Origin of the sequence: Paenibacillus salivarius, assembly GCF_051307165.1 — a bacterium.
Lineage (GTDB): Bacteria > Bacillota > Bacilli > Paenibacillales > Paenibacillaceae > Fontibacillus.
Genome location: NZ_CP195592.1, coordinates 1903110 through 1922407, shown reverse-complemented (window position 1 = coordinate 1922407; position 19298 = coordinate 1903110). Strand labels below are relative to the sequence as shown.

Annotated in this window: 16 protein-coding genes; 7 read left to right on the top strand and 9 right to left on the bottom strand. The window is 53.6% G+C overall.

Annotated features, from left to right (window positions below; genetic code table 11):
• The first annotated feature begins 15 nt into the window (after positions 1-15).
• The 4 genes from ACSFXJ_RS08490 (at position 16) to ACSFXJ_RS08475 (ending at position 4072) form a co-directional block, all read left to right on the top strand.
• Positions 16-843 (top strand): helix-turn-helix domain-containing protein, encoded by an 828-nt coding sequence (locus ACSFXJ_RS08490; RefSeq protein WP_435924738.1) that lies wholly within the window; start codon positions 16-18, stop codon positions 841-843.
• Between the two features lie 146 nt (positions 844-989).
• Positions 990-2165, top strand: coding sequence for a Gfo/Idh/MocA family protein (locus tag ACSFXJ_RS08485; RefSeq protein ID WP_435924737.1), 1176 nt, complete (start codon positions 990-992; stop codon positions 2163-2165).
• A 37-nt stretch (positions 2166-2202) separates the two neighbouring features.
• On the top strand, positions 2203-2952 hold the full coding sequence (locus ACSFXJ_RS08480; protein ID WP_435924736.1) for a ThuA domain-containing protein: 750 nt from the start codon (positions 2203-2205) through the stop codon (positions 2950-2952).
• A 16-nt stretch (positions 2953-2968) separates the two neighbouring features.
• On the top strand, positions 2969-4072 hold the full coding sequence (locus tag ACSFXJ_RS08475; RefSeq protein WP_435924735.1) for a Gfo/Idh/MocA family protein: 1104 nt from the start codon (positions 2969-2971) through the stop codon (positions 4070-4072).
• 300 nt (positions 4073-4372) lie between these two features.
• On the opposite strand, the gene ACSFXJ_RS08470 is transcribed toward ACSFXJ_RS08475, so the two are convergent.
• The 3 genes from ACSFXJ_RS08470 to ACSFXJ_RS08460 form a co-directional block, all read right to left on the bottom strand.
• Complete coding sequence (locus ACSFXJ_RS08470; protein WP_435924734.1) at positions 4373-4498, bottom strand: hypothetical protein; 126 nt, start codon at positions 4496-4498, stop codon at positions 4373-4375.
• Between the two features lie 880 nt (positions 4499-5378).
• Positions 5379-6044 carry a bifunctional 2-keto-4-hydroxyglutarate aldolase/2-keto-3-deoxy-6-phosphogluconate aldolase gene (locus tag ACSFXJ_RS08465; protein ID WP_435924733.1) on the bottom strand — a complete coding sequence of 222 codons (666 nt, stop codon included), beginning with the start codon at positions 6042-6044 and terminating at the stop codon, positions 5379-5381.
• 37 nt (positions 6045-6081) lie between these two features.
• The gene (locus ACSFXJ_RS08460) at positions 6082-7749 is read right to left on the bottom strand and encodes a hypothetical protein (RefSeq protein WP_435924732.1); all 1668 of its coding nucleotides are present in this window, start codon (positions 7747-7749) and stop codon (positions 6082-6084) included.
• A 255-nt stretch (positions 7750-8004) separates the two neighbouring features.
• On the opposite strand from ACSFXJ_RS08460, the gene kduI reads away from it, so the two are divergent.
• Genes kduI through kduD form a run of 3 tightly spaced genes read left to right on the top strand, consistent with a single transcriptional unit; the run spans position 8005 to position 10413 of the window.
• The gene (kduI, locus tag ACSFXJ_RS08455) at positions 8005-8838 is read left to right on the top strand and encodes a 5-dehydro-4-deoxy-D-glucuronate isomerase (protein WP_435924731.1); all 834 of its coding nucleotides are present in this window, start codon (positions 8005-8007) and stop codon (positions 8836-8838) included.
• A gap of 37 nt (positions 8839-8875) precedes the next feature.
• Positions 8876-9625, top strand: coding sequence for a DeoR/GlpR family DNA-binding transcription regulator (locus ACSFXJ_RS08450; RefSeq protein ID WP_435924730.1), 750 nt, complete (start codon positions 8876-8878; stop codon positions 9623-9625).
• 35 nt (positions 9626-9660) lie between these two features.
• Positions 9661-10413 (top strand): 2-dehydro-3-deoxy-D-gluconate 5-dehydrogenase KduD, encoded by a 753-nt coding sequence (gene kduD, locus ACSFXJ_RS08445; RefSeq protein WP_435924729.1) that lies wholly within the window; start codon positions 9661-9663, stop codon positions 10411-10413.
• A gap of 66 nt (positions 10414-10479) precedes the next feature.
• Here the strand turns inward: kduD and ACSFXJ_RS08440 are convergent, their stop codons facing one another.
• From ACSFXJ_RS08440 to ACSFXJ_RS08415, 6 genes are all read right to left on the bottom strand, one after another.
• Positions 10480-12333, bottom strand: coding sequence for a glycoside hydrolase family 35 protein (locus tag ACSFXJ_RS08440; RefSeq protein WP_435924728.1), 1854 nt, complete (start codon positions 12331-12333; stop codon positions 10480-10482).
• 126 nt (positions 12334-12459) lie between these two features.
• On the bottom strand, positions 12460-13842 hold the full coding sequence (locus ACSFXJ_RS08435) for an ABC transporter substrate-binding protein (RefSeq protein WP_435924727.1): 1383 nt from the start codon (positions 13840-13842) through the stop codon (positions 12460-12462).
• Positions 13843-13983: 141 nt separating this feature from the next.
• Positions 13984-14820: a carbohydrate ABC transporter permease gene (locus tag ACSFXJ_RS08430; protein ID WP_435924726.1), complete on the bottom strand. Its 837-nt coding sequence runs from the start codon at positions 14818-14820 to the stop codon at positions 13984-13986.
• Between the two features lie 13 nt (positions 14821-14833).
• On the bottom strand, positions 14834-15763 hold the full coding sequence (locus ACSFXJ_RS08425; RefSeq protein ID WP_435924725.1) for a carbohydrate ABC transporter permease: 930 nt from the start codon (positions 15761-15763) through the stop codon (positions 14834-14836).
• A gap of 157 nt (positions 15764-15920) precedes the next feature.
• On the bottom strand, positions 15921-17507 hold the full coding sequence (locus tag ACSFXJ_RS08420; RefSeq protein WP_435924724.1) for a response regulator transcription factor: 1587 nt from the start codon (positions 17505-17507) through the stop codon (positions 15921-15923).
• Complete coding sequence (locus ACSFXJ_RS08415) at positions 17500-19227, bottom strand: sensor histidine kinase (RefSeq protein ID WP_435924723.1); 1728 nt, start codon at positions 19225-19227, stop codon at positions 17500-17502. Before ACSFXJ_RS08415 ends, ACSFXJ_RS08420 begins: the two co-directional genes overlap by 8 nt.
• Positions 19228-19298 lie beyond the last annotated feature (71 nt).

The window sequence follows — 19298 nt, the reverse complement described above, 5'->3', positions numbered from 1 at the left end:
CAAGGAGTCTTCCCGATGAAATCGTTTTATCAAAACTGGAAACTCGATCATGAGCTTCCCGTCGTGGTCTTTCAAAGCAAGGACCTGTCCTTTTATCCGCATTTTCATACCGAGGTGGAATTCGTTTATGTCGTATCCGGCCAAATTCTCATTGGCGCCAATGAGGAGAAACGGTTGCTTGGGGAGGGCGATATGGCCGTGTTCGGCAGCAATGATATTCATTATTTCGACAGCAAAGACCTGTCCTCCAGCGCGATCGTGGTCATCTTTCGGCCGGAACTGGTCGGCAAAGCGTTGAACTGGCCCGCCGATTTCCGTTTCGACTCCCCCTTTATACCGGGGTCCCTGCCCGGGTTGGAACCGGTGAAATCCATCTTGGGCCGGATTCTCGAGGAAATGAACGGTAGAGCTCCCGGGCATCGTTTGCTCGTTCAAGCCGGCTTGCTGGAGCTCTGCGGCCTGCTGGAAAGGCATCTCCCCGTCCGTTCCCTGGAGCGCGGCGCTCAAGACCGGACTTCCACCGGAAAACGCAGAGTTCAGCGGATGCTGTCATATATCGAGGAACATTACCAGGAGGATCTTTCCGTCGAGGCGATGTGCAAAGAGTTCGGCATGGAGCCGTCCTATTTTTGTCGCACATTCAAAAAGTCGATCGGCATGAATTTCAGAACCTATCTGAATTCCATCCGGGTCATGAACGCCGCAGGCAAACTGGAGCATAGCGACGCGAGCATCACGGAAATCGCCCTGGAATGCGGCTTCGGCAGCGTCCGAACCTTTAATCGGGTATACCGCGAGCTTCGGGGCGGGGCTCCGTCCGACATACGCAAAGCCAAGAAGTAACGATACAACTGGAACTAACAATTCGAAAAAGTACATTTTTTGACTGGTAACCGGCATAAACTGGCGAGAGATCGTATCGGTAACTTGTTATATTGGACTTACTCACCTCATTTCAAATTTGATCCTATAACGGAGGGATGGTAGATATGAAGCAGCTGCGAGTCGGGATGGTAGGTTACAAGTTTATGGGAAAAGCACACAGCAACGCGTACCGTACGTTACCGATGTTTTTTCCCGAAGCGGTGAAGCCGGAAATGGCGGTTTTGTGCGGAAGGGACAGCAGCGCCGTGGAACGGGCTGCCGAACAATTGGGCTGGAGAGAATTCGTCACGGACTGGAAGGAGCTCGTCGCCCGGGATGACATCGACCTGGTCGACATAAATGCGCCGAGCGATGTGCACAAAGAAATCGCGCTGGCTGCCGCGAAGGCGGGAAAGCATATTTTTTGCGAAAAACCGTTAGCGCTTACACTGAGCGATTCCCGCGAGATGCTCCAGGCTGCGGAGGAAGCGGGCGTATGTCACATGGTCGGGTTCAACTATCGTTTTTCCCCGGCGGTGAAGCTGGTCAAAAAGCTGGTGGAGAGCGGACGGCTGGGTAAAATCTATCATTTCCGCGCCTGGTTCCTCCAGGACTGGATTCTCGACCCGGAATTCCCGCTCGTATGGCGGCTGCAAAAAGACATCGCCGGATCCGGTTCCCATGGCGACCTCGGAGCGCATCTCATCGACCTTGCCCATTATTTGGTCGGCGATATTTCCGAAGTGATCGGGATGAGCGAAACGTTTATCAAGGAGCGGCCGCTCGCGGAGGAAATGACCGGACTTAGCGCCAGTGCCAAAGGCGGCAAAGGATCGGCGGACGTGCCGAAAGGCCCTGTAACGGTGGACGATGCGACATTGTTTCTGGCCCGGTTCGCGAACGGCGCGCTCGGCAGCTTCGAGGCGACGCGCTTTGCTGCGGGACACCGGTCGACCAATGCGTTCGAGATCAACGGCAGCCTGGGCAGCGTCAAATTCGACTTTGAGCGGATGAATGAACTCGAAGTGTACTTCACCTCGGACGACGAGGATGTTCAGGGCTTCCGCCGCGTGCTGGCGACGGATCCGGCTCACGCCTATGCGGAAGCCTGGTGGCCGCCGGGTCATACGATCGGCTTTGAACACACCTTCATTCACGAAGTTTTGGAGCTGGGCAATGCGATTTCGGAAGGCCGTCAGCCCGAACCGAATTTCCGCGACGGGGTGAAGTGCCAGGCCGTACTTGAAGCGGTGGAGCGTTCGGTGAACGAGCGACGTTGGGTGGATCTGTCGGAAATGTAGCATGTACGGAATTCGGATATTTTAAGGAGATATGATCATGAACAAAAAAGCGCTAATCGTCTGGGGCGGCTGGGACGGCCATGAGCCGGAGCAGGTCGCGGGAATATTTGCAGAAAGCTTGCGGGAACACCGCTTTGACGTGGAAGTTTCGGATACGCTGGAGGCTTTTGCGGACGCCGATAAATTGCTTGGCCTCGACCTGATCGTTCCGGTTTGGACGATGGGCGAAATCGCCCAGGAGCTGGTGAACAACGTTTCCGCAGCCGTGCAAGCCGGGACCGGACTCGCCGGATGCCACGGCGGCATGTGCGATTCGTTCCGCAACAACGTGGACTGGCAGTTCATGACCGGCGGGCAATGGGTCGCCCATCCGGGGAACGACGGGGTCGAGTATAAAGTGGAAATTAAGCAAACCTCCAGTCCTTTGGTGGATGGCATCGAGGATTTCATGGTAAAAACGGAGCAGTACTACCTGCATGTCGACCCAGCGGTCGAAGTGCTGGCCACGACCCGGTTTCCGGTGATCGACGGCCCGCATCGCTTCAATAAGGCGGTGGATATGCCGGTCATTTGGACGAAACGCTGGGGCTACGGCCGGGTCTATTACAATTCGCTGGGCCATCACGCCGATGTCGTGGCGCTTCCGACGGTCAAGGAGCTCATGACCCGGGGGCTGCTGTGGGCCGCGGAAGGCAAGCAGCGTGCCATTTCCTTGCAAGCGGGCGGCGGCAGTGACGATACCAAATTCAATTACAGCGGCATGGGCGACAACCAATATCAAGCATAAAGGAATGGGACCCCTTATGAAAAAAATCAAAGTCGGCATCATCGGCTGCGGAAAAATCAGCGGCATTTATATGGAAAATTGTCCGAAATTCGAAGTCTTGGACCTCGTAGCCTGCGCGGACCTCGATTTGAACCGGGCCAGGGAGCAAGCCGCCGCTTACGGCATCCCCCGCGCCTGTTCGGTAGAGGAATTGCTCGCCGATCCGGAGATCGGCATCGTCATTAATCTGACTATACCGAAGGTACACGCCGAAGTTAGTTTGAAGGCGCTTCAGGCAGGCAAGCACGTTTACGTGGAAAAACCGTTGGCCGTTTCCCTCGAAGAGGGACGCCAGGTACTGGAAGAAGCGCGGTCCAGAGGGCTGATGGTGGGCTGCGCGCCGGAGACGTTTTTCGGAGCGGGCATCCAGACCGCGCTGAAACTCGTCGAAGACGGCGTGATCGGGCGGCCGGTATCGGCTACGGCGTTCATGATGAGCCGAGGCCATGAATTTTGGCATCCGGATCCGGAGTTTTACTATGCGCCGGGCGGCGGGCCGATGTTCGACATGGGGCCGTACTACCTGACGGCGCTAGTGCAATTGCTGGGGCCGATCACCCGGATTGCCGGCATCACCGGCATGGCGTTGCCGGAACGGACCATCACCAGCGAGAAGAAGTTCGGCTCGCGGATTCCCGTCGAAGTTCCGACGCACGTTGCCGGAACGCTGGAGTTCGAGGGCGGCGCCATCGCCACCCTCGTCACCAGCTTTGATATATTCGGCGGCAGCAGTCTACCGCCGATCGAAATCCACGGCACCGAAGGCTCCTTGCTGGTGCCGGACCCGAACACCTTCGGCGGACCGGTCAAGTATCGGCGAACCGGTGAAGACCGCTGGACCGAGCAGCCGCTGCTGCCGGGCTACGAGGGCAACACCCGCGGCATCGGCCCGGCCGACATGGCTCATGTGCTGCTCGGCGGCCGCCCGCACCGCGCCAGCGGCGAGCTCGCTTACCACGTGCTGGAAGCGATGTGGGCGTTCCATGACTCGTCCGATTCGGGACGATATCATGAAATGCAGAGCCGCTGCCGTAAGCCGGCGGCGTTGCCCCTCGGATTGGAGCCTTATACGTTGGATTAGGCCCCGCCCCCGGCGCTCACAAGGTTCGTTCGCTTCAGCGGCGTCACGGCAGTCTTAACTGGAAAAGGGTGCACTTGCTGAGACTTTACATGTCCATGTCCATGTCCATGTCCATGTTCATGTTCATGCTCAGCAATGCACCCTTTGCTGTATTTTATGCAACATTTTGCCTCTCACGGCTACCTTTTGATACACAAGCTGCACATTGTACAACATTTTCAGCGGATTTCGTCCGATTTGGCGAGGTAAGCCTTCAAATTGCTGCATTTAATACAACATTTACACTCGAAGCCCCGTATTTCAGCACTTTTGTTGCATAAAGTACAACATGCTCATGTTCATGTTCATGTTCATGTTCATGTTCATGTTCATGTTCATGTTCATGTTCATGTTCATGTTCATGTTCATGTTCATGTTCATGTTCATGTTCCATGGTGCACCCTTTGCTGTATTTTATGCAACATTTTGTCTCTCACAGCTACCTTTTGATACACAAAGCTGTACATTGTACAACATTTTCAGCGGATTCCGTCCGATTTGGCGAGGTAAGGCAGCAAAATGCTGCATTTAATACAACATTTACACTCGTAACCCCGTATTTCAGCACTTTTGTTGCATAAAGTACAACATTTTCAGTTTATTTCGTCCGGTTTGGCGAGGTAAGCCTTCAAATTGCTGCAATTAATACAACATTTACACTTGTAGCCCCGCATTTCAGCACTTTTGTTGCATAAAGTACAACATGCTCATGTTCATGTTCCGCGGCGTACCCTTTGCTGTATTTTATGCAACATTTTGCCTCTCACGGCTACCTTTTGATACACAAAGTTGCACTTTGTACAACATTTTCAGCGAATTGTGTCCGATTTGGCGAGGTAAGGCAGCAAAATGCTGCATTTAATACAACATTTACACTTGTAGCCCCGCATTTCAGCACTTTTGTTGCATAAAGTACAACATGTTCATGTTCATGTTCATGTTCATGTTCATGTTCATGTTCATGTTCATGCTCATGTTCATGTTCCGCGGTGCACCCTTTGCTGTATTTTATGCAACATTTTGCCTCTCACGGCTACCTTTTGATACACAAGCTGTACATTGTACAACATTTTCAGCGGATTCCGTCCGATTTGGCGAGGTAAGGTAGCAAAATGCTGCAATTAATGCAACATTTACACTCGTAGCCCCGTATTTCAGCACTTTTGTTGCATAAAGTACAACATTTGCTTGCCGGACGGACCATTAAAACTCAAAAAGCTGCGCCTCCGGCATGGACGAGTCGGTCCATCGGGGGGCAGCTTTCTTTTTACCGTCCTTTAGCTTGCAGATAAGCTTCTTTGTAGGCGGCCGCTTTTTTCGCAACCAACGAAAAATCCTTTTGCTTCAAAGCTTCTGTCGTCAAATCCGAGCCGATGCCCACGGCTACCGCGCCGGCCTTGATCCATTCCCCGAGGTTGTCCAGCGACACGCCGCCTGTCGGCATAATGTTGGCTTGCGGCAGCGGGCCTTTGATCGCCTTGATCATCGACGGATCGTAAAGGTTGCCCGGGAACAGCTTGACGATATCGGCGCCAAGCTCCAGCGCTTCTTGGATTTCCTTGATCGTCATCGCCCCCGGCATGATCGGAACGCGATACCGGTTGCACAGCATAACGGTCTCGCGGTTCAAACACGGGCCGACGACGAACTGGGCCCCGCTCAGGATCGCCGCACGCGCGGTTTCCGGATCCAGCACGGTTCCGACACCGATGATGGCAAATGTGTCGGGATCCTTCGAATCCCACGAATATTTGCGGGACAACGTTTCGATGGCACGGATCGCGAACGGAACGGTCATCGTCACCTCGATCACCTTAATGCCGCCGGCAATCGCCTGCTCGGCCATTTCCACCACTTGCTCCGGCGTGTCGCCGCGAAGCACCGCCACGACGCCTTCTTCAACGATTTTTTGGATCAGCTGCAACTTTTTCATGTGATCTCCTCTTTCTTATATTGGATTTTGTTTCAGTTCAAACCGTATAATTCCCGAATGAAATCCGCTGCCCGTTGACGAGCGGATCAAAGTCCCCTAAAGAGGAACCCGCCAGGCTCAGCGTGTCCCCGGTCATTACCCCGTTATAATCGACGGCGAACGACGTGCCGCCCAGCTCAAATGCAGGTTTCCGTTCGGCCATCCAAGCGGCGAAATCCTCCAGGCATCGAACTCCCCGCTGATCGGCTTCTTTTACGGGGAGCGCCTCTACGACGACGCCTACGCTGGCAGCGGAGCAAACGACAAGGCTGTATCCGGACATCGGACGGATTTCATACCGGCCGGACAAGAAGACGGCAAACAAAACGCCCTCCGCTTTTCCGAACAACGCCTCCGGTTCGCAGATCCATTCCCCTTCCGGAAGCACGCCGACAACTTCGCCAGCCTCGCGATCGTCGTTCCGTTCCCGAGGCGGAAAAAGGGCGAGCGTCACATTTTGGTGGTATAGCACCTCCATCCGCCCGCTTTGATGCCTCGGGTCAAGCCCGGAAGGATCATAGCCTTCGCCCGGGCGGAAAAAGTAAAGCTGGTTTCCCTTTCCCCCTTGACGCACGGGAAGGCTGAACATCCAGCGCAGTTGCTCGTTGTCGAACTCCCGGACGCGTTCCCACAATCCGCCGGCGGCAAAATGCTCCGTTACGTAGGCGTAGGAATGCAGCTCCCGCTTTGTGCCGTCGACCGTTTTCCGCAATACCTTACGAACTTCCGACGGCTCACTCCGCTGCAAAGCCTTTTGCCGCGCGGCTTCCGGCGCTTCGTAAAACAGGAAGCCGGCATACTCCGTCCGCGGCATTTCCACGGGTAGCTCAAAATCCCCGAATTGAACGAAGTCGTGCAGCGGATTCCCGTCTTTCGGAGCGTCATGGGGCCATGCTCTGGAACGTGCACCCGCCCAGGCTCCCCGCAAATAATAAGCGGCACGCAAGCTCCACAGCTCATCGAGCAACTCCTCCAGGTTCCCCCGCAGCCCGGGATCCTCCGCAAACTCCAGCGCGCAGTTAAATGCCTGTACCCAATGCCAGAACCAAGGCAAACAGCCATACTCCGCCATGCCGTCCATGCGAAGACGGCGCAGCGTTTCCTTCAGACTGTTCTTTCCGTCCTCCAGCAGCTCCGAATCCTTGAAAAGCTGCCCGAAAATCAGCTTGGCCGCCGTATACTTGGCCTCGTGGTGATTGCACACGGTAAGCGGCTTGCGGTAAAAGCCTCCGCGGTAGATATGCTCAAGCGAGGCCTCCAACTCTGCGGCCAGTCTTCCGTCTATCTCCCGTTCATATCGGCGGCGGAACCACGCCATCAGACTGCCCATCAGTTCCACCGGCAGTTCGTGCGGAGCCGCCGCATCGGGCTCCGGATCCAGGTTCAGCGGCCAGTGACCGTACATCGGACGATCCGGATCCCGCTGCTGCAGCCCGAGCACCCGGTCAAGAACTTGCTCGGCCCGTTTTTTTGCCTCCCTCCGTTCAAACGGAAGTTCCGCCGCCGAATCCGAATCGACCGCGGCCGCAAACAAATAAGAAGCGTAATAAAAATTATCGCGTACATCCCCGTGAAACCATAGTCCGCTGGGCAGCAAAGGCTGATTCCAGGCCTTTTCCGCCACGGCATGTACAATCTGGTTCATTCTTTGTTCGTATACGTTCATTCGTTCTCCTTCCCAGACCGAACGCGCAGCTCAAAAATGATCTGGCTCTATCCTATCATATTTGTCCCATCCTCAAAATTAGAATTATTAACTCCATTCCTTTCTTTTTAAAGTACTTGCATTACTGTTCTATCGCATCCCCGCTTCCGGAATAAAAATAAGAGGGAAAGAAGCTTGCAATATGAACGCAAAAAGATTAATCTAAACCTATATGAACATTATAAACCTAAATAAACGAAAAGAGGAGAATTATTTATGGAAAGACGCTATGCTTCTCATCCCCAAGAAGTAAAACATTTTGACACCGACCGGCTTCGTCAGGAATTTCATATCCCTAAACTGTTTACTCCGGACGGTTTGGAGCTGGTGTTGACTCACGAGGACCGCCTGATCATCGGCGGCGCGGCGCCCGTTCAGCAAGAGGTGAAGCTCGAGGTGGACTTGAAGGAACTCGGCGTGGCATACTTTCTGGAGCGGCGCGAGCTGGGAGCGATTAACGTAGGAGGACCCGGCATGATCGTCGTGGACGGAACCGAATATGAACTGAACACCAAAGATTGTCTTTACGTAGGCATGGGCTCGAAGGAAGTCATTTTCAAAAGCAAGGACGCCGCCAAACCCGCCAAATTTTATCTGAACTCGGCGCCGGCCCACAAGGAATTCCCTACCGCAAAAACGACGCTGGCCGAAGCGGAATCCGGGGCGTTGGGATCGATCCAAAACTCCAATGACCGGACGATTCACCGCTTCATTCATGAAAACGGCATTCAAAGCTCGCAGCTTGTCATGGGCATGACGCAGCTGAAGACCGGCAACATGTGGAACACGATGCCTGCCCACGTTCACCCCCGCCGGATGGAGGCTTACATGTACTTCGATCTTCCCGAGGATGCGGTCGTCATTCATTTGATGGGCGAACCGACCGAAACCCGCCATATCGTCATGAGAAACGAACAGGCGGTCATCTCCCCGAGCTGGTCGATCCACAGCGGCGTAGGCACGAGCAATTATACGTTCATTTGGGGCATGGCCGGAGATAATAAAGCTTACGGAGATATGGACGCCGTTCCGATGAAAGATTTAAAATAAATGAAGCAAATTTAATACCGAAAGTGTGGAAACATATATGAGCTCGATACGGCGATACGAAAAAATCATGGAAGTTCTGCTGACCCAAAAGGAAGTGACCGTGGCGGAACTGAGCGAACGGCTGGGAGTTACGGGAAAAACGATCCGCGAAGACCTGACGAAGCTGGAGGAGCAGGGACTTATCGTCCGCGTGCATGGCGGGGCGGTGCTGGCCCAGGGAGACCAGTTCGGAATTCTCCCTTCCAAAACCCCTTTGATCAAGCACGCGGAGGAAAAAGCGGATATCGCCCGCAAGGCGCTGCTTCATATCCGGCCTAACGATATCATCGCGCTGGACGGCGGAAGCACGACCCTGGAAATCGCCCGCCGGCTGGACAATCAGCCGCTCACGGTGATCACGAACGATGTGTACATTATCAGCGAACTGGCCAACAAGGACAAAATTCGTCTCGTCGTTCCCGGCGGCTACCGGGTCCGCAACATGCTTGCCGGGCCTGAAGGCACTTCATATGTCAGCCAGCTAAACATTCAAAAAGCTTTTATTTCAGCGACAGGCGTTCATCCCGAGCACGGTTTGTCCATTTACACCGGCGACCTGATCGACTTCAAACGGGCGCTGATCCAAACGGCCCGCGAGGTGATCGCTGTCATCAATCATCATAAATTCGGGCAAACCGCGCTCCGTACGTTTGCTTCCTTAAGCGAACTGAGCCGGATCATCACGGACGACAACTTGCCCGCGGATGCGGGCAAACCTTATACGGAAGCGGGAATCGTCATCGAATAATTCCGCTTCCTCGATCTCGAAGGAGTGTTCAATCCATGAAAATATTTGATTTGACGGGTAAAACCGCGCTGGTTACCGGCGCTTCCGGCGGCTTGGGCCGGGGCATCGCCCTGGGCCTTGCCGAAGCGGGGGCGGACGTCGTTTGCGCTTCGTTCAGCTCCAGCCAAGAAACGGCCGATCTGATCACGGCCCTGGGAAGGAAAGCATCGGTAATCGAGAGTGATCTCAGCGATCATTCCAAGCTTCAGGACATGTTCAACGAGGCTCTCAAGCTGACGGGTAAAGTTGACATTCTGGTCAACAACGCCGGAATCATCCGTCGTACGCCGGCCAAGGACCACAGCGAAAAAGACTGGTTCGACGTCATCGACATCAATTTGAGCACCGTCTTCCTGCTTTCGCAGATCGCGGGAAGATCGATGATCGAACGGGGCAGCGGCAAAATCATCAACATTTGCTCCATGCTTTCGTACCAGGGCGGCATCAACGTTCCGGGGTATACGGCTTCCAAACACGGGGTAGCCGGCTTGACCAAGGCGCTGGCCAATGAATGGGCGGCCAGCGGCGTCCAGATCAACGGGATTGCCCCGGGTTACATGGAGACCAACAATACCGCACCGATCCTGGCCGACGAAAAAAGAACGGCCTCCATCACCGAACGGATTCCCGCAGGACGCTGGGGAACGCCGGAGGACTTGAAAGGCCCGGCCGTTTTCCTCGCTTCCTCCGCCTCCGACTACATGAACGGCCACATTCTGTGCGTGGACGGCGGCTGGATGGCCAGATAACAACAACTCGCTAAACAATAAAAAGACCCGCCCGGAGCATTTGCTCCGGCGGGTTTTTTGCATGACTTATTCATCGTCCTGCACAAAATTCAGCACCGCATCATCGACGGCGGCTATCTCTCCCAAATCCGGGAGGTCGGACAGTTCCACATCGCAGACTTCGGGACCCCCATGCAGTTCAAAGAGAACGAGCTCGTTCCGCCCTTTGCGCAGCAGCGGACCGGGAATATACAGCGCCCGTTGCGGCCCCGCGTTCCAGTAACGGCCAAGGTTGAACCCGTTGATCCAGGCAACGCCTTTCGTCCATCCGTCAAACCGGAGGAAGGTGTCCCCGATTTCTTCGGCTTCGAAAAAGCCCCGGTAAAATCTTGGAACCCCGAGTCCCCCGGAAAGTGCCGATTCCACGGTCTCCCGATCCGCCTGTCCTTCTTCCCTTACCGGCTTGTAGCCAAGCTCCGCTAGCGATTCCGGCTCCAACGGCAAGGCTCGAACCGTCCAGCCGTACTGGAACTGGTTGTCGATCCGCACGCCTTTCGTAATGCCCTTCGGATCGCGAATCAGCGGCCCGTAATTGATCCGGCCCATATTTTCGACGAGAATATCCAGCCTCGCCCCGGATTTCGGCACGGTAATCTCCAGCGGCTGCGGGTTCCAGCGCTCCACGACCCCGAGCGGACGCCCGTCCAGAAATACTTGGGCCCGGTCGCGAACCTCCTGAATGTACAGCTTTTGGCCTTTCCGCGGCCCTTTCACAAAGGTGCTGTACAAAATAAATCCATAGGATTGCCCGAACTTCTCCATCGGCCGGATACCGACGTTTTCGACCGGTTCGGATAACTTATCCAGGTTCACCGGCGACATCAGCTCCGCAGCTTCCGTCATCTTCACGTTTCCGTAGTATTTTTTCGGGATCCGTTCGGGGAACGGGCAATCAGACTTGAATCCATGTCTGGCAAGCACCAGGTGGACCGCTTCCAGCTTTTCCGTCGAATCTCCCCATTCCGTCAAAGGGGCGTCATAATCATAGCTTGTCGTCGTCGGCTCATAGTTGGCAATATGATTAGCTCCGTTATAAAATCCGAAATTGGTGCCGCCATGGAACATATACATATTGATCGACGAACCATGCGCCAGCATCTCGTCCAGCACGCCGGCCACGTCCGCCGCTTCGCGTACATGATGGTCCTCCATCCAATGATCGAACCAGCCGTTCCAGTATTCCATCACCATCAGCGGCTCGTCCGTTCGATACTCCCGGTACTTGCGGAACGATTCCTCCACCCGGGAGCCGAAATTCACCGTCGCGTGCACGTCGTCCAGGGTCCCCCCAAGCAGCATTTCGTCCGTAGGTCCGTCCGACGTAAAAAGAAGCACATCGACGCCTCGGCGGATTAGACCGTCACGAAGGTACCGCAGATAATCATAGTCGTTCCCGTAACTTCCGTATTCGTTTTCCACCTGGACGGCGATGATCGGCCCCCCGTTCGTCGATAAAAGCGGTACAAGCCGCGGAATCAGTTCGTCATAATAGCTGTCCACTTTGCTTAAATACAGCGGATCGTTGCAGCGCAGCTGCATTTCATCGTAGGCCAGCAGCCATCCGGGCAGCCCCCCGAACTCCCATTCCGCGCAAATGAACGGGCTCGGTCTCACGATGACATGAAGCCCGAGCTCTCCGGCCAACCGAATAAAGGCAACGACATCGGACATGCCGTCAAACCGAAACTCCCCCTCCTTCGGCTCATGCACGTTCCAGGCGATATACGTTTCAACCGTATTGAACCCGCTTGCCTTCAATTTCAGCAGGCGATCCCTCCAGTATTCCGGCACCACCCGAAAATAATGAATCGCCCCCGATATGATCCGATAAGGGCTCCCGTCCAGCAGGTATTGGCCGTTCTTCCATGTAAGTATGCTCATCGCAGGTACCTCCCGTAAAATCCATCTTAAAAAGAAAGCTTTGGAAAGCCGTTGATCCGATGATCCGACTTCCCAAAGCCCCTCCGCATTTAAAACATATCGATTGCTTTATTCAAGCTTAATTCCTTATTGGATTACGCCTTTTTCCTTGATGATCTTGGTCGCTTCGTCAACCATCCATTTCTGTACGTCATCGATCGATTCATTGCTCAGCATGAATTTGCTGAAGCCGTCATTGACGACCTTCGTCAGCTCGGTAGTCGCGGTAGTCATGACTTTCGCGCCGTCGAGATATTGGATTTCGTCGTCGAACAAGGTGTATTTCAGGGAATCCATATCGTACATATCTTCTTTGCCGGCAACGAGCTTATTCAGCAATTCTTCGTTGTTCGCTTTTTTGTAGCCGGAGAATTCCGCTCTGTTGTCCGAATCGGCGGTCGTCATGAATCTCATCAGCTTGAAGGACGCTTCCTTGTTTTCCGAGGTCGCCCCGAGCGCCAGCATGTTGCCGCTGGTGAAGTATTTGGCTTCATAACCCTTCGGCTCGGCTCCGGCCGGCGGAACAGGCACCGGTGCGAACGCCGTTTTGAACGTATGCGGGTATTGCTCCGTGTTGCCCGGATCCGGAATCGTCCAGTTGCCCGACAAAATCATCGCCGCTTCTTCGTTAAAGAATTCGGTCCGGTAATTCAGTTTCGCGGCAAGCACGTCAGCATATGGTTTTGCCGACTTATCCACGGACTCCATGTCTTTGCGAAGCTGGAAGAAGTATTTGTACGACGGGTCGGACGTGATCGTGGTTCCGTCTTCGTATACGAACGGATCTTTCATCATCGTTTGCGCCGGAGCGTTCATGTACAGCTCCCAGGTATGGAAATAGGATCCGTAGCGCTTGTCCACGCCTTCGCCCTTGGTCAGCTTTTTGGCGTATTCGCGGTAGTCGTCCCAAGTCCATCCGAATTTCGGGACTTCAAGTCCCGCTTCGTCCAGCGCGTCCTTGTTCAACATGACGTAGTTGATGCTCTTCGTATATTGCATGCCGTAATAGTTGTCGCCGACTTTGGCGTTGACGTAATATTCGTCTTCCGGCACCAGGCTTTCTTTTTCATATAACTCGTTCAGCGGCGCGAGCGCGTTCCGGGTTCCGCGTTCAAGCACGGCACCTAGGTTCGGAAACTGGATGACGTCGATCGCTTCGCCGGAAGAGATCAAGAAATCGAGCTTTTTCAGCATTTCCACGGAATCGCCCGGTACCAGCACGACATGGTCAACCTTGATGTTCGGGTTTTGATCCATAAACTCCTGCAGCATCGCGTCCGTGCTGGCCTGCTGTGCTTCATTGTCCCAGTTATAATACTTGATGGTGACTTGCTTGTCCGCCGAAGCGCCTCCGTTATTCGGGTTAGCGGCGGTATTGCCTTTCGAGTTGCCGGAGCCTCCGCAGCCGCTTAAGGCCAACGAGATCGCCAGCACCGTGCCCAGCATGAACGATAATCTGCGTTTCTTCATTATTGACTTCCCCCCGTAAGAAATAAATGTGAGTGTCTCCTTACTGACTTCATTATAGCCAGCCGCTTTACGGGCCAAGTGCAAAATTTTGAGGTAGTAGGATTACGATTTTGACTTTTAAAGCGCTTTCCGGGGGTTGGATTATCCCTTTACCCCGCCTAAGGCGATTCCGTTGATGACCTGCTTCTGAAGCGCGATAAATACGATCACGAGCGGAATAATGGCCGAAACGGCCGCCATCATCATAATGGCATAGTTGTTGGTGTAATCATCCTGGAACAGCGTCATTCCGAGCGGTATCGTATACAAATCTTTGTCCAGCAGGAAAATGAGCGGATTCTGGTAATCGTTCCAGGTCCAGATGAATTTGATAATCGCCACGGTAGCCAGGATCGGCTTGCACAGCGGAACCATGATCGACGCGAAAATGCGCGTGTGTCCGGCTCCGTCGATTCTGGCCGCTTCGATATATTCATCGCTGATACCCATCATAAATTGGCGCAGCAGGAACGTAAAGTAGATGGAAAACATACTCATCAAAATGATTGCCGCGTGCGTGTTGTACAGGTGGAACCAGCGGATCAGCAGGAACCGCGGAATGAGCGTCGCCTGATCCGGGATGATCATGAAGGACAAGAGCGCGATAAACACCAGATTACGGCCCTTGAACTGAATTTTGGTCAGCGCATAGGCGGCCATCGAAGAGATGATCAGCGTAATGCATGTGGTGATGATGGCAACCTTGAACGAGTTAAAATAGAAATCGTAAAACGGAACCCGTCCCATCCAGACCGTCTTGAAATTGTACATGAAATTGATGTTTTCCGGAATCCACTGAATCGGAAACCGCATGACGTCCTTCTCGTATTTGAAGGCGGCCGATATCATCCATATGAGCGGAATGAGGAACACCAGGGACAGGATCCCCATGAAAAACGTGATGATGATTTTGGATATGTTTTTTCTGACCAGCTGCATGTTGATCCCTCCTCTATTCTTCGTTTCTCATTTTCCAGGTCAGCGCCGTCAGGATTCCGATAATCGCGAACAGCAGCCAGGAAATGGCGGAAGCGTAGCCCATATTGTAATTTTGGAAGCCTTCCTCATAAATCCGGTACACCAGTACGGTAGAGGAGTTGTTCGGTCCGCCTTCGGTCAGGAAAGCAATGATATCGAACACTTTGAAGGAGCCGATCAACATCGTAATCAGCAGGAAGAAGGTCGTTGGCCGCAGCATCGGAACCGTAATGGCGAAGAACTTTTTCAGCGCGCTTGCTCCGTCGATGTCCGCCGCCTCATACACCTCGTTCGAGATGTTCGTCAAACCGGCCATATAGATGATAATCGTATAACCCAGGCTCGCCCAGGAGCTGATGATCGCGATCGAAATCAGCGAGGTCTTGGGATCGACGAGCCATTTCGGCGGATTGGAGATCCCCAAATCCATCAAAAACTGGTTGATCGGCCCGAGCGACGGATGGAACAATGCGCTCCACACGGCCGCAACCGCGATAATGGATGAAATATAAGGAATAAAGAACGCCACCTTGAAGTAGCTTTTGAAAAATACGCTGTTGTGAATCAAAGCGGCAAGCACCAGCGCGATGGCGATCGGAATCGGAACCGTCAGGACCATATAGATCAAGTTATTTTTCAATGCGTGCATGATCGCCGGATCATGGAACATTTTGATGTAGTTATCCAGTCCCGTAAATTTGATTCCCTTTACCCCGGACAACAGATCCCAATTCGACAAACTTAAATAAAATGAAAAACCTAATGAGAATAAGTTCAAAAACAGCATCCCGACGATCTCGGGAGCCAGAAACAGCCATCCGGTTAACGCTTCCTTCCGTTTGGGGGTCCAGAATTTTTTCCGGACGGAACGGATCTCCGGTGCGGTTGGTTTGGCAGCCTCCATGCAGTATCACCTCGACATTTGTAAGTTGTCCTAATCGTAATACATGCGGGGCCCCGAAAAAGGAGAGATTCTGACCAGCCGTGTGCACGATTTTGACCTTTGCGCATGACGCTTCCGGCAAGAAAAAACCGCCCCGGTAAGGGCGGTCATGCCTGTTTTATTTGCGCGCGGAATGCTTGGCCTTGTATTCGCTCGGCGTCGTCCCGACGTACTTTTTGAACACTTTGGAAAAATAGGTTCTGTCCGAATAGCCTAAGCCGACGGCCATTGATTCCAGACTTTGGCTGGACATCTTCAGCATTTTCGTCGCAAGCTTCATCTTGTACTGGTGGACATAATCCGTAAAGGTCATTCCGGTCATCCGTTTGAAATAGCGCGAAAAATAACTCGGGTTTAAAAACAGGTAGCGCGCCATGTCGATGGACGTAATGTTATCGGCAAGATGCTGGTCGATGTACTGCTGAATCACCTGAAGCTTCGGCTCTTGCCGGGCATTCCCCGCCCCTTTGTGCCGGCTTCCCGTCATCTGGATCAGCTTTCTTTCCACCAATTCCATCGTATCCTCCAACGTTCGCGACTTTGCGAGATAAACGAACAAATCCTCTTCGAACTTCAGGTTCGAAAAAAGCAGTTCAATGCCCCTAAGCACGAATGCCAGGTCGCGGGCAAAATCGCCCGGCTCGATCGCCATCTCCCGCGCCGTCCGGGCCATTTTCCGCAAAATATCGCGGATACGCTCCTGATCGTATTGAATCACGGCGGACTCCAGCTCGGTCGCCCGGCTGTCCAAAAATCCCGGAGGAGCGGTCTGGAATACGCGTGCCGCCGACTGCGACAAATCGCCGATCGAATAATAGTCGCTCTCGTAATATTCAACCCGGCCATGGATGATTTCGTGATAGGCCGGACCGATCGCCGAAAGCTCCATTTTTTCCGTGACCGTCAGGACACCGGGCTCCATTTTAAGAAACCGGGAGCAGTGAGAGCGCAGCTTTTCCAAGTAATCATGAAAATACAGGCTGGCGTTCCGGGCGAGATTCATCCGGAAATTGTACAGAATTACGATATTCTCTTTCCCGAGAAATGGGGTAACCCCTTCATACGAATCGGACAGCTCCAAAGCGATGTTATACATCGCGTACATCAGAAGCGGGAATTCCCTTTGCCTGTACCGCTGGTCAAAGTCGGAAAACCGCACGCTGACGACTCCGAGCATAAACCAGGGAAAGTTCCAAGATATGCCGATTTTCCCTGCCAAGGCAAGCGCCGCTTCCGGGGAGTCTCTGCCGATCACTTTCTGCAGCAGGTCCTGCCGGAACAGCTGAGCGTTGTAATACGCCGTCTCGCGGTTCACGAGCCCGTCCTTGGACTTTAGCAAGCGAACCGATTTGGTGAGGCTTTTCTCCAACTGCTCCGCCGTCAGCTGATCTTTGATCAAGTAGTCGTCGGCCCTTAGCTTGACCGCCTGCTGGGCATAGTGGAAATCCTCATGGCAGGTTAAAAAGATGACCCGGATATCCGGCTTCATGCTCATAAAGCTGTCGGCCAGCTCGATTCCGTTTTTTTGCGGAAGCCCGATATCCGTGATGACGATGTCGGGATGCACCTCCTCAAACATATGCAGTGCCTTCGCGCTGGAGTATGTGCTCCCGGCAATTTGCAAGTTCATCGCTTCCCAGTCGATCATTTGCCCGAGTACCTTAAGCATGGGTACGTCGTCGTCGATCAGCATGACTCTATACATTTGCTTCCCCTCCCTCTGGCGGATACACAGCTTGCGGACTCTGCGGCAATTCGAGGAGGACGGATACTCCGCCTTCCGGCAGATTGCGGAGCGTCACGGTCGCCGCCTGTCCGTACGTCAGCCGGATTCTTTGGACCACGTTAATGAGCCCGACCCTTTTGTAAGATCCGTCCTGCTCCTCGTTGTTGTTTTCCAGCGTACGATTCAGCTTGTCCAATACGCCTTCCTCCGCCCCGCACCCGTTGTCCGTAATTTCGATCAAGATGCTTTCCCGGCTTGTCCGGGAAGCGACGGTAATCCGCGGATTCGGATGATCGACCAAACCGTGGACGATCGCGTTTTCCACAATCGGCTGCAAAATCAGCTTCGGTACGATGAGTCCCTCCGTTTCCGGGGCAAGATCCACCTTTAACTCCAGAGGGATTTCGTTGCGTATTTTCATAATGTCGACGTAATGTCCGAGCAGTCTGCATTCCTCCCGCAAGGTGGCCGGCTCGTTGACTTTGAGGTAGGCCCTGAGCAGGCTCATCAACGAATCGATAATGCCGCTATGCAGCGTATCCTTCGTCAGGATCAGGCTGCACTTGATGGAGTTCAACGTATTGATCAAAAAATGAGGGCGGATTTGCATAAACAAAGCCTCCAGCTCCATCACCCGTTTTTGCTCCTGCTCCTGCTCGATGTCGTGGATCAGCTTTTGTAGCTGGTCCAGCATCGTGTTCAGCGTCTGGCCCAGTTCGGCGATGTCATCCTTGCCTTTGACCTCCAGCCTCGCGTCCAGATTGCCCATCCCGAACTGCCGCACAACGCGCTGCAACCGGAGGATCGGACTGTGGAGCCGTTTGGCAACCAGTATCGAAGTCGCCGAAAAAACGAGGAAGAGAAGAAGCACGACGCCGATTCCGCTGAAAAAGGTACGGGATATTGGACCCGACCATTCGTTCTCGGAGGCCTCGTACACCAGCTTCCAGCCCGACTTGGATATATTTCTGACGGTCCGTAGGCTTCCATTCGATTCCGTGGCGGAAGGCGCGAGCTCGGCATGGCCGGCAATCAAACCGCCGTTTCCGTCGAACAGGGCGACCTTGCCGAAATCGACCGATCCGAGCAGCTTGGCGAAGTAAGACTCGGGAATGGATATCAGCAGCACCGACACATACTGTTTTTCCCGGCTGTCATGGATGACCCGCGCAATATAATAGCTGCCGTCTCTTCCCGAGCCGCCTTCCGCCATGCCGAGCCACTGCAGCGTTTCGGGTTGATCCAGATTGACGCGCCGCATCAAATCGCCCACGCCCGCGTTCATTCCGCTCAAATCCTCCGTGCCGGAAGAAATCACGAAATGCTGCCGGTTCACGAGATACATGCGGATGTTATTGTTCAACGGCTTGGAATTGATCAGCGAAAACACATCCTGAATCTGCGTAAAATACACATAATCCTGATAACTGTTCAGCCGCCGGATGTCTGCAAACGCCTTCAAATCTTGCCGGACGTTGGCATCGTTCACGATAAAGTGGGAGGAGAACGTCACGTCGTCGATCGTCTTGTTGAGCTCGTCGATCATGACGTTCAGAAAATTCTCGTTGCTCAGCTGCAGCTTCTCCTCCATGGTCTCCTTGATCAACATGAAGGAGATCGTCGAAACGGCGATTAACGGGATGAAAATCAGCAGAAGAAACGATAACTGGATGCGTCTGTAGTAGGTGAGTTTGAACATGCTTCCCCGCGCCTCTTTCGTGCTTTATACTTTTCTTTTATTCTATCAGTCCGGCGTCCGGGAAGCATTCA